This is a genomic window from Sulfitobacter sp. M368, assembly GCF_025141875.1.
Lineage (GTDB): Bacteria > Pseudomonadota > Alphaproteobacteria > Rhodobacterales > Rhodobacteraceae > Sulfitobacter > Sulfitobacter mediterraneus_A.
This window is the reverse complement of record NZ_CP081113.1, coordinates 3,805,578-3,819,573: the sequence shown is the minus strand read 5'-3', so window position 1 is coordinate 3,819,573 and position 13,996 is coordinate 3,805,578. Positions and strand designations below refer to the sequence as shown.

Annotated in this window: 13 protein-coding genes; 9 read left to right on the top strand and 4 right to left on the bottom strand. The window is 57.1% G+C overall.

The features are described from left to right. Nucleotides 1-4 precede the first annotated feature (4 nt). Both K3754_RS18855 and rnr read left to right on the top strand, forming a co-directional pair. A complete protein-coding gene (locus K3754_RS18855) occupies nt 5-556 on the top strand; it encodes a TIGR04282 family arsenosugar biosynthesis glycosyltransferase (RefSeq protein WP_203212251.1) in 552 nt (183 codons plus the stop codon). Between the two features lie 31 nt (nt 557-587). Next, nucleotides 588-2,843: a ribonuclease R gene (rnr, locus tag K3754_RS18850; RefSeq protein ID WP_259939540.1), complete on the top strand. Its 2,256-nt coding sequence runs from the start codon at nt 588-590 to the stop codon at nt 2,841-2,843. On the opposite strand, the gene K3754_RS18845 is transcribed toward rnr, so the two are convergent. Beyond that, on the bottom strand, nt 2,812-3,543 hold the full coding sequence (locus K3754_RS18845) for a glutathione S-transferase family protein (protein ID WP_259939537.1): 732 nt from the start codon (nt 3,541-3,543) through the stop codon (nt 2,812-2,814). The two genes, rnr and K3754_RS18845, sit on opposite strands and share 32 nt — an antisense overlap. A gap of 75 nt (nt 3,544-3,618) precedes the next feature. Between K3754_RS18845 and K3754_RS18840 the strand changes: the two genes are divergently transcribed. After that, complete coding sequence (locus K3754_RS18840; protein ID WP_203209659.1) at nt 3,619-4,362, top strand: YafY family protein; 744 nt, start codon at nt 3,619-3,621, stop codon at nt 4,360-4,362. A 32-nt stretch (nt 4,363-4,394) separates the two neighbouring features. Continuing rightward, nucleotides 4,395-5,657, top strand: coding sequence for a lytic murein transglycosylase (locus K3754_RS18835; protein ID WP_259939533.1), 1,263 nt, complete (start codon nt 4,395-4,397; stop codon nt 5,655-5,657). A gap of 32 nt (nt 5,658-5,689) precedes the next feature. Here the strand turns inward: K3754_RS18835 and K3754_RS18830 are convergent, their stop codons facing one another. Together K3754_RS18830 and K3754_RS18825 are read right to left on the bottom strand one after the other, a co-directional pair. Further along, on the bottom strand, nt 5,690-7,087 hold the full coding sequence (locus K3754_RS18830; RefSeq protein WP_259939531.1) for an aspartate aminotransferase family protein: 1,398 nt from the start codon (nt 7,085-7,087) through the stop codon (nt 5,690-5,692). A 73-nt stretch (nt 7,088-7,160) separates the two neighbouring features. Next, nucleotides 7,161-7,862 (bottom strand): GntR family transcriptional regulator, encoded by a 702-nt coding sequence (locus tag K3754_RS18825; RefSeq protein WP_259939528.1) that lies wholly within the window; start codon nt 7,860-7,862, stop codon nt 7,161-7,163. Nucleotides 7,863-8,008: 146 nt separating this feature from the next. On the opposite strand from K3754_RS18825, the gene K3754_RS18820 reads away from it, so the two are divergent. The 5 genes from K3754_RS18820 (at nt 8,009) to K3754_RS18800 (ending at nt 13,319) form a co-directional block, all read left to right on the top strand. Then, nucleotides 8,009-9,094 carry a polyamine ABC transporter substrate-binding protein gene (locus K3754_RS18820; protein WP_203209663.1) on the top strand — a complete coding sequence of 362 codons (1,086 nt, stop codon included), beginning with the start codon at nt 8,009-8,011 and terminating at the stop codon, nt 9,092-9,094. 79 nt (nt 9,095-9,173) lie between these two features. Next, nucleotides 9,174-10,301, top strand: coding sequence for an ABC transporter ATP-binding protein (locus tag K3754_RS18815; RefSeq protein ID WP_259939524.1), 1,128 nt, complete (start codon nt 9,174-9,176; stop codon nt 10,299-10,301). Then, nucleotides 10,301-11,176, top strand: a complete 876-nt coding sequence (locus tag K3754_RS18810; protein ID WP_259943414.1) for an ABC transporter permease subunit — start codon at nt 10,301-10,303, stop codon at nt 11,174-11,176. Before K3754_RS18815 ends, K3754_RS18810 begins: the two co-directional genes overlap by 1 nt. Continuing rightward, nucleotides 11,173-11,994, top strand: a complete 822-nt coding sequence (locus K3754_RS18805) for an ABC transporter permease (RefSeq protein WP_025049290.1) — start codon at nt 11,173-11,175, stop codon at nt 11,992-11,994. The genes K3754_RS18810 and K3754_RS18805 overlap by 4 nt, the downstream gene beginning before the upstream one ends. Then, complete coding sequence (locus tag K3754_RS18800; protein ID WP_259939517.1) at nt 11,991-13,319, top strand: FAD-binding oxidoreductase; 1,329 nt, start codon at nt 11,991-11,993, stop codon at nt 13,317-13,319. The genes K3754_RS18805 and K3754_RS18800 overlap by 4 nt, the downstream gene beginning before the upstream one ends. Here the strand turns inward: K3754_RS18800 and K3754_RS18795 are convergent, their stop codons facing one another. Further along, nucleotides 13,320-13,985: a flagellar hook capping FlgD N-terminal domain-containing protein gene (locus K3754_RS18795; protein ID WP_259939514.1), complete on the bottom strand. Its 666-nt coding sequence runs from the start codon at nt 13,983-13,985 to the stop codon at nt 13,320-13,322. Nucleotides 13,986-13,996 lie beyond the last annotated feature (11 nt).

Here is a 13,996-nt window from a genome sequence, read left to right as displayed (position 1 = left end):
CGTAATGGTGAAGGAACCGCGCCCCGGGCGTGTCAAAACGCGGCTCGGGCGCGACATCGGAATGACTGCAGCGGCCTGGTGGTTTCGCCATCAGACCCGCCGTCTGCTGCGGCGGATCGAAGATCCACGTTGGCAGGTCGTTCTGGCCGTTGCCCCGGATGTGGAGGGGCTGAAAAGCCGCAATTGGCCGGCACACTTCCCGCGATTGCCGCAAGGGCGCGGTGACCTGGGCGAACGTATGGCGCGGATGCTGCGCCTGTCTGCGCCCGGTCCCGCTTGCGTGATTGGGGCGGATATTCCCGGCATCACACGCCACCATATTGCCGAAGCCTTTGCAGCGCTGGGCGATCATGATGCGGTATTTGGACCTGCGCCCGATGGTGGATATTGGCTCGTCGGGCTGAAACATCCCGCACGTCAGCCTGCGGGGTTTTTTGCCGGTGTGCGTTGGTCCAGCCCTCATGCGCTTTCGGACAGCCGGGCAACGCTTTCGGGCCACCGGATTGCGGAAATTACGCCACTGCGTGACATAGACACCGCCGACGATTTGCGATGACGCGCGGCAGGTCGCGTGCTACCTGAGGGATATGAGCAAAATCCCCTCCAAACCCGAAATTCTCGAATGGATCACCCAGAACCCGACCCTGACCGCCAAGCGTGACATCGCCAAGGCGTTCGGGATCAAAGGGGCCGCGCGTATCGACCTCAAGCGCGTGCTGAAAGAGCTGGAAGCCGAAGGCCATCTGGAAAAACGCAATCGCAGCTATCAAGACCCCGACCGTCTGCCACCGGTCTCCGTTTTGGTGGTCACTGGTCCGGACCGTGACGGCGATCTTTATGCCAAGCCGATGGAATGGCAGGGCGAAGGGCAGGAACCGCGTGTTCTGGTCTTGCCGCGTGCCTCTGATCCGGCGCTGGGCGAAGGGGATCGTATTCTGGCGCGGCTTACGCTGATCAAGAACGAAGAACATCACTATGAGGCGCGGCTGATCCGGCGCATCGGGACCAATCCCAAGAAGGTGTTGGGCATTTTCCGCAAGCGCACCGAAGGCGGACGTATCATTCCCATCGACAAAGGGTCTGACAAGGAATGGATCGTGGCTGATGACGCCACTTACGGCGCCAAGGACGGTGAGTTGGTCGAGGGTGAACTGGCCGGTCCAAAGGGCCGAATGGGCCTGCCACGGGCACGGATTGTTGACCGTCTGGGTGACCCGTCCGCGCCCAAAGCTGTGTCACTGATCGCAATTCATCAACACGGCATTCCAGACCAGTTTCCCGATGACGTGATCGCGCAGGCCGATGCGGCCAAACCTATGGGCCTGAAAGGGCGCGAGGATCTGCGGGAGATGCCGCTGATCACCATCGACCCATCTGATGCGCGGGACCACGATGATGCCTGTTACGCCCATGCGGATGATGACCCCAAGAACGAAGGTGGTCATGTCGTCTGGGTCGCGATTGCGGATGTGGCGGCCTATGTCACGCCCGGATCGCCACTGGACCAAGAGGCGCGTCGGCGGGGCAATTCCACCTACTTCCCAGACCGGGTGGTGCCAATGCTGCCGGATCGCCTTTCGGGGGATCTATGCAGCCTGCATGAAGGCGTGCCGCGGGCCTGTATTGCCGTGCGCATGGTGCTTGACCCAAAGGGCAACAAGTTGCGGCACAGCTTTCACCGGGGGTTGATGAAATCTCCGGCATCGCTGCACTATCAAGAGGTGCAGGACGCAGTGGACGGCCAGCCGAATGATCGCACCGAAGCATTGTTGGAGCCGGTGCTCAAACCGCTATACGCCGCCTACGAGGCGTTGAAGCAGGCCCGCGCAGAGCGCCAGCCGCTAGATCTCGATTTGCCGGAACGACGGATCGAACTTGATGCAGACGGGACGGTCAGATCCGTGAATTTCAAGGATCGGCTGGACGCGCATCGGTTGATCGAAGAATTCATGGTGCTGGCCAATGTGTCCGCGGCGGAAACCTTGCTGGCAAAGAAGGTGGATCTGCTGTTCCGGGTCCATGAGGAACCCTCACCCGAAAAACTTGAAAGCCTCCGGGAAACCGCGCAGGCGGCTGGATTCAAACTGGCCAAGGGGCAGGTGCTGCAGACCGCGCATTTGAACAGGTTGTTGAACGATGCGGCGGGTAGTGACGAGGCGGAGCTGATCAACATCTCGACGCTCCGCTCGATGACGCAGGCCTATTACGCGCCGCAGCATCTTGGCCATTTTGGGCTGGCATTGCGGTCTTATGCGCATTTCACCTCGCCCATTCGCCGCTATGCCGATTTGATCGTTCACCGTGCTTTGATCACGGCGCATGGTTGGGGTAAAGACGGGTTGAGCCCCGAAGAGATTGAGCGACTGGAGCAAACAGCGGCGCATATTTCGGACACCGAGCGCCGCTCGATGATGGCGGAGCGGGATACGACAGATCGCTATCTCGCGTCATATCTGTCCGAACGTGTTGGCAGCGAGATGACTGGCAGGACCAGCGGGATCGCCCGGTTTGGCGTGTTTGTGAAACTGGACGAAACCGGCGCGGATGGGCTTATTCCGATGCGCAATCTGGGGCGCGAATATTTCCATCATGATGCGGATAGTCAGACCCTGATGGGGTCTGACACCGGAATGACTATTGGCTTGGGTCAGCGGGTCAAAGTACGGCTTTCCGAAGCTGTGCCGGTCACGGGCGGGATCGCACTGGAGCTGCTTGAGATCGAGGATCAGAAGGTCAAACAAGGCTCGCGCAGCCCCGCGGGCCGCAGCCCACGCGGCAAAGCGCATAAAGCCAAGCGCAAGAAAGACAAGATCAAGCGCAAAGTGACGCGGAGCCGTCGGTGATCCAAGGCTTTCCCAATGCAGTGCTGACCCGATCAATGTAACGGCAAAGCACTTCATCCTCGGCGACACGGGTCTTGAGCGGGGTCTTGCCCGGCGTGGCTCTCATATTGGCGAGCATCGCCGCAACCGATGCATCCGCTGCCGTGGGCCTGTCGCCAAACAGATAGGCCCCGAGCCACAGGCGGGTTGAGATGGCTTGTAGATCCGGCTCAAGCCTTGCGAGGCGGTCGTCCTCGGACCAGCGTCCAAGGCCCTGAAATTGCATGCCTTGAATGACTGACTTTCGCAATTTGTCGGTGATCAAGCGGCGCAAGATTTTGGGAATGCTGTCAAAATACGTTTCCCGGATCGCCGGCCAAACCGCATCGTTGCACCACCTGTCCGCGACAATGTGGAAATACATATGCTCTTCCGCCATGCGTATGAACGCCCGCGAGGTTGCCTTTTCCATATCGGATAATCCGGCATCGAAGTCGGCGCCAAGACCCTCCAGATGGCATCTTATATTGTCGCTGTCATGGATCAACCGGCCATCGGCCTTGATCGCCGGCAGCTTCTGGTTGGGCATTTTACGTGGATCGGCGAGGTCTTTGCGCTGCCATTCCTGCCCGGACATATTCAAAAGCCAAATGGCTTTGGTACAGAACGGGCTGGCAGCAGGTTCGCCAAATGCGGGTTTGTAGGTGTAGAGGGTGATCATTGCAGTCTCCTGTTTCTGATGCTGGAGTAACATTCGATACTGTCAATTTCTGACAGGATAGGATATGTTTCGGAAATGACCCGCACCCATCGCCTTTTCCAGATGATGACGACTTTGCGCCGCCTGCCGGCGCCCGTTCGGGCGGTGCAGTTGGCGAATGAAATGGATGTATCGTTGCGCACGGTTTACCGTGACATTGATGCGTTGCGCGGGTTGGGTGCGGTGATCGATGGTGAGGCTGGGTTTGGCTACACCCTGATCGAAGATGCCGCCTTGCCACCGCTTGGTTTTGAGGATGATGAGCTTGAGGCGCTGGTGCTGGGCCTACGCGATGTTGCGGTGATCGGTGACCCGGCCCTGTCACGCGCTGCCGAATCAGCGCTTGCCAAGCTGACCGCGCGGGTGCCGCCCCGGCAGGCCCATCGCCTGCAACACGCAATTCTGGATGCCCGCCGTTTCTTTCGTCCCGAACCGCCGCGTATCGACGTGGCGGATCTGCGGGCGGCGACATGGGCCGAAGAAACTGTGGCGTTTTCATATGTGGATGCGAAAGGTGCCCCGTCGATACGCGAGGTCGATCCATTGGGGATCGTCTATATGCAGGACACCAATATGCTGATGGCGTGGTGTCATCTGCGCCGGGATTTCAGGGTGTTTCGCCTTGACCGGATGGATGATCTGCGGCGCACAGGGCAAAGTTTCCGGCCACGCAGGGTGCCGATGTTGCGTGAATATATGCAACAACTGCGGGCTGAAGCGGAGGAGCGGGCAAGATGCCGCCCAAGCGGAACCGACACTTCTGCGGATGACAAAAGCTGATAAGATGGCCATGTAGGCAGCAGGAAAAATTGATGCGGATCAGCAGTATTATTTGTGCGATGTCATTGGTCATTGCGCCGGTTCTGGCACTGGCGGCGGGGCCTGAAACATCGTCTCGGCCACCGGGTCAACGCAGTGCCATGATTGCCGTTGCAGGAGTGTCCGCGCAAGAGCCTGCAGGGCTGCAAGATTGGATTGCGGATTTTCGCCCGCGCGCGATGGCGCAAGGTGTTTCTGCCCAGACCTTCGACAGCGCGATGACCGGGCTGCGCTATGATGCACAGGTGATCAAACGCGATCGGAACCAATCGGAGTTTACCAAGACGATCTGGGACTATCTGGATACCGCCGTGTCGGATCTGCGCATTGCAAACGGGCGCAAGGCCCTGGCCCAATGGCAGGAGACACTGACACAAATCGAAGCGCGTTACGGTGTTGAAAAAGAAGTGGTCACCGCGATCTGGGGATTGGAAAGCGCCTATGGCACCTTTCGCGGCAGTGATAATGTCATCAATTCGCTGGCGACTTTGGCCTACGATGCCCGCCGCGCCGCTTTCTTTGAGGCGGAACTGATCCATGCGCTGACCATTTTGCAATCGGGTGACACAGACAAATCGCGGATGCGTGGCAGTTGGGCGGGGGCGATGGGGCATACGCAATTTATGCCTTCATCATTTCAGGCCCATGCGGTGGATTACGATGGCGACGGAAAGCGGAACATCTGGGAGGATGACCCGAAGGATGCATTGGCCTCTACCGCCGCATATCTCAAACATTTCGGATGGGCCAAAGGGCAGCCTTGGGGTGTTGAAGTGTCATTGCCCAATGACTTTGATTACACGCTGGCCCGGCGTGATCTTGCCAAACTGCCAAGCGAATGGGCCGCGCTGGGTATCGCGGGAGCAAACGGACCGGTGGCCGATTACGGCATTGCATCGGTGTTGTTGCCCGGCGGTGCACAGGGTGCGGCATTCCTGGTGTTCGATAATTTTGAAGTTCTGGAAAGGTACAACACGGCGGATGCCTATGTGATCGGTGTCGGGCATCTCAGTGACCGGATCAAGGGTGCGGGACCGATCCGCCATGATTGGCCTCGTGGCGACCGCGCCCTGACTTATGATGAACGGATTGAGCTCCAAAAACGGCTAACGGCGGCCGGATTTGACACCATCAAAATTGACGCGAAAATGGGGCCGCTGACCATCAATGCGGTGCGCAACTTTCAAAAGGCCAAAGGTTTTTTGCCAGATGGCTATCCCTCCTTGCGCCTGCTTGAGCGTTTGAGGGCGCTGTAGGCCGAGAAATGCCCGGCCTACAGGGATGCTTCTTATGATGCTGCCTTGAGCATGCCTTTTTCCTGAAGCTCAGCATAGGTCGCATCCAATGCTGCCTTGGCGCGGGTGGCCAATACCTCGATCTCTTCAGGGGTGATGACCAAGGGCGGGGAGACAATCATCCGGTCACCCACGTGGCGCATCACGAGATTTTGCGCAAAACAGTTCTCGCGGCAGATATAACCCACTGCCCCTTGCTCGCCTGCAAAGGGGGCGCGGCTGCCCTTGATGGGTGCCAGTTGAATGGATGCCATCAGGCCGGACATATTGATGGTGCCCACCAGCGGATGCTCCGCCAGTTTGTCAAAAGCAGCCTTGAGCGCCGGCGCTGCAACATTGCGCACGTGGTCGAGAATCTTCTCTTCCTCGATGATGCGCAGGTTCTCAAGCGCGACAGCGGCGCACACGGGATGTCCCGAATAAGTATAACCATGGTTAAACTCACAAGCGCTGATCACTGCGGCCACTTCGTCACTGACGATGGACCCACCGATGGGCGCATAGCCAGAGCTGAGACCCTTGGCGACAGTCATGATATCGGGCTTGATACCAAAAGTTTCGGACCCAAACATGTTCCCGGTCCGCCCAAAGCCGCAGATCACCTCATCGGCAATCAGCAGAACATCATATTTCTTACAAATCCGCTGAATCTCGGGCCAATAGGTGCTGGGTGGCACAACGACGCCGCCCGCGCCTTGCACAGGTTCGCCAATAAAGGCCGCGACCTTGTCTGCGCCAAGCTCAAGAATTTTCGCTTCAAGTTCTTGGGCACAGGCAAGACCAAAGTCTTCGGGCGTCTGATCGCCGCCTTCGGCCCACCAATCGGGTTGTGCGATGTGGTGAATGCCGGGAATGGGCATACCGCCCTGTTCGTGCATGTAGGTCATGCCACCCAATGATCCGGACCCGACGGACGAGCCGTGATAGGCGTTTTTACGGCTGATCACATGGCTTTTTTCCGGCTGGCCCTTCTGCGCCCAGTAGGTCCGCACCATCCGCAGGTTGGTGTCATTCGCCTCAGAGCCGGAACCGGCAAAAAACACATGGTTCAGATCACCGGGGGCGATCTCTGCCAGTTTTGCAGCCAATGCGATGACCGGCACATGGGTTGTCTGAAAGAAAGTGTTGTAGAACGGCAGTTCAAGCATCTGCCGGGCTGCGACCTGGCTCATTTCTTCGCGCCCGTATCCGATGTTGACGCACCACAGGCCCGCCATTGCATCCAGTATCTCGTGGCCTTCGCTGTCGGTCAGATAGACGCCATCGGCACGGGTGATGACGCGCGCGCCCTTTTTGCCCAGCGCCTCGTTCTCCGAAAATGGATGCAGGTGATGCGCGGCATCCAACGCCTGCAATTCATCAGTCGGGAGGTGATTGGAGATGATAGACATGATTCTGCGCCTTTCAATAATGGCCTAACGGATTGAGCGCAGAATATGATCAAATTATCCGAAGTCAATCGAATCAGTTGGCCTGCTGACCTTCTTCAAAAGCAGCCTGAACCTGAAGCATCCCCTGTTCGACGTCTTCTGCCATGGCCGCCACCGCCGCCTCAGTGTTGTTCTGTGCGAGTGCTTCAAGCAGGTCTTTGTGTTTGTCCGGTAGGTTGCTGGTTCCGAACCGCCCGCAGATGACCCGCAAAGAAGGCCCAAAGCGCAGCCAAAGCCGGTCCACGGTGGCACTCATGATCGGGGCATCTGCACCGTCGTAGATCATGCTGTGAAACCGATAGTTATGCGTCAGATACCCCCCCACATCGCCCAAAGCGATGGCTTGGTTGAGGTCTCTGTCGCAGGATCGAAGTGCCGCAAGCCGTTCTGGCGTCATGCGTTCCGCCGCGCGACGGGTCAGTTCCGATTCAAGCGTTTTTCTCATAAAATAAAGCTCATCGGCGCAGCTTTCCGTTAACTCTGGTACGCTAACGCGGCGGTTGCCCTGATGGGTAAGCGCCCCTTCGGAGATCAATCTGCGCAACGCTTCGCGCACTGGGGTCATCCCTGCGCCCAATTGTTTGGTCAATCCCTGAATTGTTACCGCCTGGCCGGGGGCCAGATCACCAAAGAGAATCATTTGGCGCAGCTCTTCATAGACATGTTGATGCGCCGGTGTTTTTACGGAAGTGTCCGCACCGTTTTCGCCACTGGCCGAGATCACGTCTTTCGTCATTTTCTGTTGCCCAATTTCTACGCTGTAACGGCACCTTGCACCAATGCGTCGTGCGTGAAACCATAAATCATCTTGCTCGAAGACGCAAAACTTGATCAAATTAACGTAAGGCCGGGGTCAACCCGGTCACTTGATGGGAGCTTACTATGAAAAACCGAATTCTTGGCGGCCTTGCCGTGACGGCTTTGACGGCGGTCAGTGCCATGGCCGAAGAAGTACGCGTGTACAACTGGTCCGATTATATCGACGAAAGTCTGTTGGAAAAGTTCGAGACCGAAACCGGCATCGAATTGATCTATGACGTGTTTGACAGCAACGAAGTGCTGGAAACCAAAATGCTGGCCGGTGGATCCGGTTATGACGTTGTTGTGCCCTCCGGCACCTTCTTGCAGCGCCAGATCAGCGCAGGTGCGTTTCAGAAGCTGGATATGTCCAAGCTGCCGAACAAAGACAATCTTTGGGACGTCATCGAAGACCGTCTCAAGAAATATGACCCAAGCAACGAATATGCGATCAACTACATGTGGGGCACCACAGGTATCGGTGTGAACATCGGCAAGGTCAAAGAAGTATTGGGTGAGGATGCGCCGGTCGGTTCGCTTTCACTGATTTTTGATCCCGCCAACATGGAGAAACTGGCGGGTTGCGGTGTGCATTTCCTTGATGCCCCAGCGGAGATGATCCCTGCGGCGCTGGCCTACATCGGTGAAGACCCCGATAGCCAGGACAAAGACGTGATTGCAAAGGCCGAGGATGTTCTGACCCCGGTCGCGCCCTTTGTGCAAAAATTCCACAGCTCTGAATACATCAATGCTCTGGCCAATGGTGACATCTGCGTCGCATTCGGCTGGTCCGGTGATATTCTTCAGGCGCGCGATCGTGCGGCCGAAGCGGAGAATGGCGTTGAGATCGAATATTACGCGCCGTCCGAAGGTGCGTTGATGTGGTTTGATAACATGGCAATTCCGGTGGATGCGCCGAACCCTGATGCCGCGCATAAGTTCCTGAACTTTATCTTGGACGCGCAAAACATGGCTGCGGCCTCCAACTACGTTTACTACGCCAATGGCAATCTGGCGTCTCAGGAATTTCTTGAGGAAGACGTGATCGGGGATACCGCGATTTACCCTGATGCCGCGACACTTGAAAATCTCTACACCACATCGCCTTACGGCCCCAAGACCCAGCGTCTGGTGACCCGGATGTGGACCAAGATCAAGTCCGGTACCTAAAATCTAAACGGGGCAAGGCAGCAATGCCTTGCCCTTTTTACATGCCCGATCAAATGGGCCGAACGAAGGATTGCCAGCCGTGAGCCAAACCGTTTTTGCGCCTTGGGATGATCCCAATGAAAAGCCTCTCATCCGCTTTCAGAATGTCACCAAGAAGTTTGGTGAATTCGTCGCGATTGATGATTTGACGCTGGATATCTTTGAACAGGAATTTTTTGCCCTGCTTGGTCCATCCGGCTGCGGCAAGACCACCATGATGCGGATGTTGGCCGGGTTTGAAACGCCAAGCGATGGCCGGATCGAACTGGCCGGTCAGGACATCGGCCCGGTGCCGCCAAACAAGCGGGCCGTGAATATGATGTTTCAATCCTATGCACTGTTTCCGCACCTTTCGATCTGGGAAAACATTGCATTTGGCCTCCGCCGCGATCGCAAATCAAAAGAAGAGATCAGTGCCCGTGTTGAGGAAATGCTCAAACTCACCCGGCTCGAAAAATTTGCACAGCGCAAGCCGCACCAGATTTCTGGTGGCCAGCGGCAGCGTGTGGCACTGGCCCGGTCTTTGGCCAAGGCACCAAAACTGTTGCTGCTGGATGAACCTTTGGGCGCACTGGACAAAAAGCTGCGGCAAGATACGCAATTTGAGCTGATGGATATTCAAGAGACCACCGGCACGACCTTTGTGATTGTGACCCACGATCAGGAAGAGGCCATGACAGTTGCCTCCCGCGTGGCGGTCATGGACGAAGGCCGCATCATTCAGGTGTCCACGCCCGCCGCAATTTACGAATACCCCAACTCCGTTTATGTGGCGGATTTCATTGGCGATGTGAACATCATTCAGGCGACGGCAAAGGCCTCTGGTGAACAGATGTATGATCTCAACTGGGCCGATGGTCAGTCCCCGATCAAGGCCACCTCGGCCAAACCATTTACCGAAGGGCAGCAGGCCCATTTGGCCATTCGCCCCGAGAAAATCCGTATTTCGACCGAAAAGCCGGAAGATGCGCCAAACGCGATGCAAGGCAAGGTACTTGATATCGCCTATCTCGGGAATCTCAGCACCTATCACGTCGAATTGCCCGGCGGTCAGATCATCAAGGCCCAAACGGCCAACACGCGCCGCCTGGCCCGCCGCGACATCACTTGGGAAGATCCGGTGTGGATCTCATGGAGCGCCACCGCCGGCGTTTTGCTGGACCAATGATGCGCCGCGCCGCCCTGATCGCAGTTCCTTATCTGTGGCTCTTGCTGCTGTTTCTGGTGCCGTTCCTGATTGTATTCAAGATCTCGCTGTCGGATACCGCACTTGCGATCCCGCCCTATTCACCAACCATGCGGGATGGATTATTTGCCCTTCTGGCCGAGTTGGATTTTGAGAATTTTGTCTTCCTGACCGAAGATGATCTTTACTGGAAAGCCTATCTCAGCTCTCTCAAGATCGCGGTTATCTCTACCGTTCTGACGTTGGTCGTAGGCTATCCCATTGCCTACGGCATGGCCCGCGCGCCCGAAGAATGGCGGCCAACCTTGATGATGTTGGTGATTCTGCCGTTCTGGACCTCATTCCTGATCCGCGTTTATGCGTGGATGGGCATTCTGAGCAATGAGGGTCTATTGAACCAGTTCTTGCAATGGCTGGGTCTGATCAATGATCCGCTGACGATTCTGAACACGACCACCGCTGTCTATATCGGTATCGTCTATACCTATCTGCCGTTCATGATCCTGCCGATTTATGCCGCATTGGACCGGCTCGATGATTCATTGAACGAAGCCGCGGAAGATCTGGGATGTTCCCGGATGCAGGCATTTTGGCTTGTGACCATTCCACTGTCCAAAAACGGCATCACTGCAGGATCGTTCCTTGTGTTCATTCCGGCGCTGGGTGAGTTTGTGATCCCATCGCTTTTGGGCGGATCAGGGACACTGATGATCGGCAAGGTTCTGTGGGAGGAATTCTTTAACAACCGCGATTGGCCGGTCGCCAGCGCCGTTGCGGTTATCTTGTTGCTGATCCTTGTGATCCCGATTGTGCTGTTCCAGCGCAACCAGCAGAAACAGGCGGAGGCAGAGCAATGAGGCGCTTAAGCTGGTTCAACGTCACGTCGCTGACCCTCGGGTTTGCCTTTCTGTATTTGCCGATGGTCATTCTGGTGATCTACAGTTTCAACGCATCCAAACTGGTCACGGTTTGGGCCGGTTTCTCGACCAAATGGTATGGCGAGTTGATCCAGAATGAGGCGTTTTTGGATGCCGCATGGGTCACGCTGAAAGTTGCAGTGATTTCCTCGACCTTTGCGACCATTCTGGGCACGATGGCGGCCTACGTTTTGGTGCGAGGCGGGCGGTTTTTGGGGCGCACCTTGTTTTCCGGTATGATTTACGCACCGCTTGTGATGCCCGAAGTGATCACCGGCCTGTCGCTGCTGCTGCTGTTTATCGGGATTGGGCTGGATCGCGGTGTTTTGACCATTGTTCTGGCGCATACGACATTTTCGATGTGCTACGTCTCTGTCGTTGTTTCATCGCGGCTGGTCTCCTTTGACCGTTCCTTGGAAGAGGCCGCGCTCGATTTGGGATCCTCCCCCTGGGAGGCGTTTCGCCTTGTGACCCTGCCGATTATTGCACCCGCTGTTATCTCCGGATGGCTTTTGGCCTTTACGCTCAGCCTGGACGATCTGGTGATTGCGTCCTTCACATCTGGCCCATCCGCGACAACGCTGCCGATCAAGATCTTCAGCGCGGTGCGTTTAGGTGTCTCGCCAGAGATCAACGCACTTTCCACGATCATGATTGCCATCGTGACAGTGGGTGTGATCAGCGCCTCTTTGGTCAGCAAGCGCAACTCGCTCCGTGCCCAAAAGGATGCGCAAGCCGCGGAACGCGCCAACGGATGACACGCATCTATCCTGACTTTGCTTATGGCGACGGTCCCCGTGCGGGCTGTTGGTGGAATAAAACCTGCGCCGCCCCGGACAGGTCTTCATTGACTGGAGAGCATCGATGCGACGTTGCCATCATCGGTGGCGGGTTCACCGGCATTTCCGCGGCGCTGCATCTGGCGCAAGCAGGCGTTTCTGCGACAGTCCTTGAAAGCCATTATGTGGGATGGGGTGCATCCGGTCGGAATGGCGGGTTCTGCTGCCTGGGCGGAGGTATGTTGGAAGATGCCGCGCTCGATAAAGCATTTGGCCGGCAAGGCAGAGCGGATTGGCGCGGGGCAGAACTGGCGGCGGTCAAACTTGTCGAAGACCTGATTGCGCGTTTTGGCTGGGAGGTGGATCGCCATTCCAAGGGCGAAACCATGTTTGCCCACCGCGCCCGCCATTTCGAAGCCATGAAGGGCGCTGCAGATTACTACGCTGAAAATTTCGGCGTTAAGGTTGATCTTGCCGGTCCGCAGGATCTGCAGGATGCGGGGATGAACGCAGGGTATCAGGGGGCGTTGACCGTCCCGATTGGATTTGGATTGAACCCGCGAAAATACATCACCGGATTGGCAGCGGAGGCTGAAAAAGCAGGCGCAATGATCTGTCACGACAGCCCAGTGACCTCGGTACGCCGCGCAGCGAAAGGGTTCTCTGTGGTGACGCCAGCTGGCAAAGTGACGGCAGACAGGGTGATTGTTGCAACCAACGGGTATTCCTCCGAAAACCTGCCACCCTGGTTCGCCGGTCGCTATATGCCGACGCAGTCCAGCATCATCGTGACGCGGCCAATGACCCAAGAAGAATTGACTGCGCAAAACTGGACCAGTCGGCAAGCCAGCTATGATACCCGTAGTCTGCTCCATTACTTTCGGCTTATGCCCGACAACCGTATGCTGTTTGGGGTGCGCGGCGGCTTGATGGCAACAGCCGGTTCAGAGGCCCGCGCGATGAAGCGCGCCCGTGCAGATTTTGACCGTATGTTCCCGGCATGGCGCCACGTGGAAACGCCGCATGCCTGGTCAGGGATGGTCTGTATCGCCCGCAAGATGATGCCATTTATTGGCGAAGTCCCCGGTGAGCCGGGGATGTTCGCGAGCCTGTGTTACCACGGCAATGGTGTCGCCATGGCAAGTTATTCAGGTGCCCTGCTGGCCGATCTGGTGCAGGGAAAACCGTCGCACCATATATATCCCGAGGCCGTGCAACGCCCCTTGGCAAAATTTGAATTGGGCCGATATCGCAGGGCCGTCATGCCCTTCGCCTATGCCGGATTTGCTTTGACGGATCTTTAATCAGAGCAACGGCGGGCTGCGCAAGCCCGTCACCGCATCCGCCGCCACAATTGATCCCCCCTCCAGCACCAAGAGCGTCTGGCCTGCATGTATCTGTGCTTCTGTGATTGTGCCGTATGTTTCCGCAGGCTCTGACAAGACAAGTTCGCCCTGCGCACGGCTTTCCACTTCGAACCGATAAAGGCCGGGCGGAAAGGGTGCGCCGCCTGAGGTGACGCCAGCCCAATGGACCGGTTCGGCTGAGGTCGGGATCGTCAACCGCTGAACCTCGGCCCCGACAGAGTCATAGACGACAAGCTGCACATTGTCGGCAATCGCCGCAGGGTTTGGCGCGACAGTCAGCGGCGCACCGTCAAAATGCACTGGCGCCGTTGTCCGGGCTTCCATGCCGATCCACCCTGACATCTGCGCCATGTTGCTGGCCCCCAATTGCGCGGTCAATGCGGAAAGCAGATCATTGGATTTCACCTGTTGTTCCACCATGGAGAACTGCGCAAGTTGGGCGGCATATTCCGAGGAATCAATGGGCTCTAGCGGGTCTTGGTATTTGGCTTGCGCGGTGAGCATTTGCAAAAATGTCTCAAAGTCCGAGGACAGGACAGCATTGGCCTGTGGCGATGCGGCGGTCCCGCCTGTGGCTGGGAATGTGGCAGAGGTGATTTCCATGTCGGACCTTT

Coding starts and splice junctions, on each gene's coding strand:
- K3754_RS18840 (WP_203209659.1), top strand. CDS start 3,619: ATGACCCGCACCCATCGCCTTTTCCAGATGATGACGACTTTGCGCCGC.
- K3754_RS18830 (WP_259939531.1), bottom strand. CDS start 7,087: ATGTCTATCATCTCCAATCACCTCCCGACTGATGAATTGCAGGCGTTG.
- K3754_RS18845 (WP_259939537.1), bottom strand. CDS start 3,543: ATGATCACCCTCTACACCTACAAACCCGCATTTGGCGAACCTGCTGCC.
- K3754_RS18855 (WP_203212251.1), top strand. CDS start 5: ATGGTGAAGGAACCGCGCCCCGGGCGTGTCAAAACGCGGCTCGGGCGC.
- K3754_RS18795 (WP_259939514.1), bottom strand. CDS start 13,985: ATGGAAATCACCTCTGCCACATTCCCAGCCACAGGCGGGACCGCCGCA.
- K3754_RS18805 (WP_025049290.1), top strand. CDS start 11,173: ATGAGGCGCTTAAGCTGGTTCAACGTCACGTCGCTGACCCTCGGGTTT.
- K3754_RS18835 (WP_259939533.1), top strand. CDS start 4,395: ATGCGGATCAGCAGTATTATTTGTGCGATGTCATTGGTCATTGCGCCG.
- K3754_RS18810 (WP_259943414.1), top strand. CDS start 10,301: ATGCGCCGCGCCGCCCTGATCGCAGTTCCTTATCTGTGGCTCTTGCTG.
- rnr (WP_259939540.1), top strand. CDS start 588: ATGAGCAAAATCCCCTCCAAACCCGAAATTCTCGAATGGATCACCCAG.
- K3754_RS18800 (WP_259939517.1), top strand. CDS start 11,991: ATGACACGCATCTATCCTGACTTTGCTTATGGCGACGGTCCCCGTGCG.
- K3754_RS18820 (WP_203209663.1), top strand. CDS start 8,009: ATGAAAAACCGAATTCTTGGCGGCCTTGCCGTGACGGCTTTGACGGCG.
- K3754_RS18825 (WP_259939528.1), bottom strand. CDS start 7,862: ATGACGAAAGACGTGATCTCGGCCAGTGGCGAAAACGGTGCGGACACT.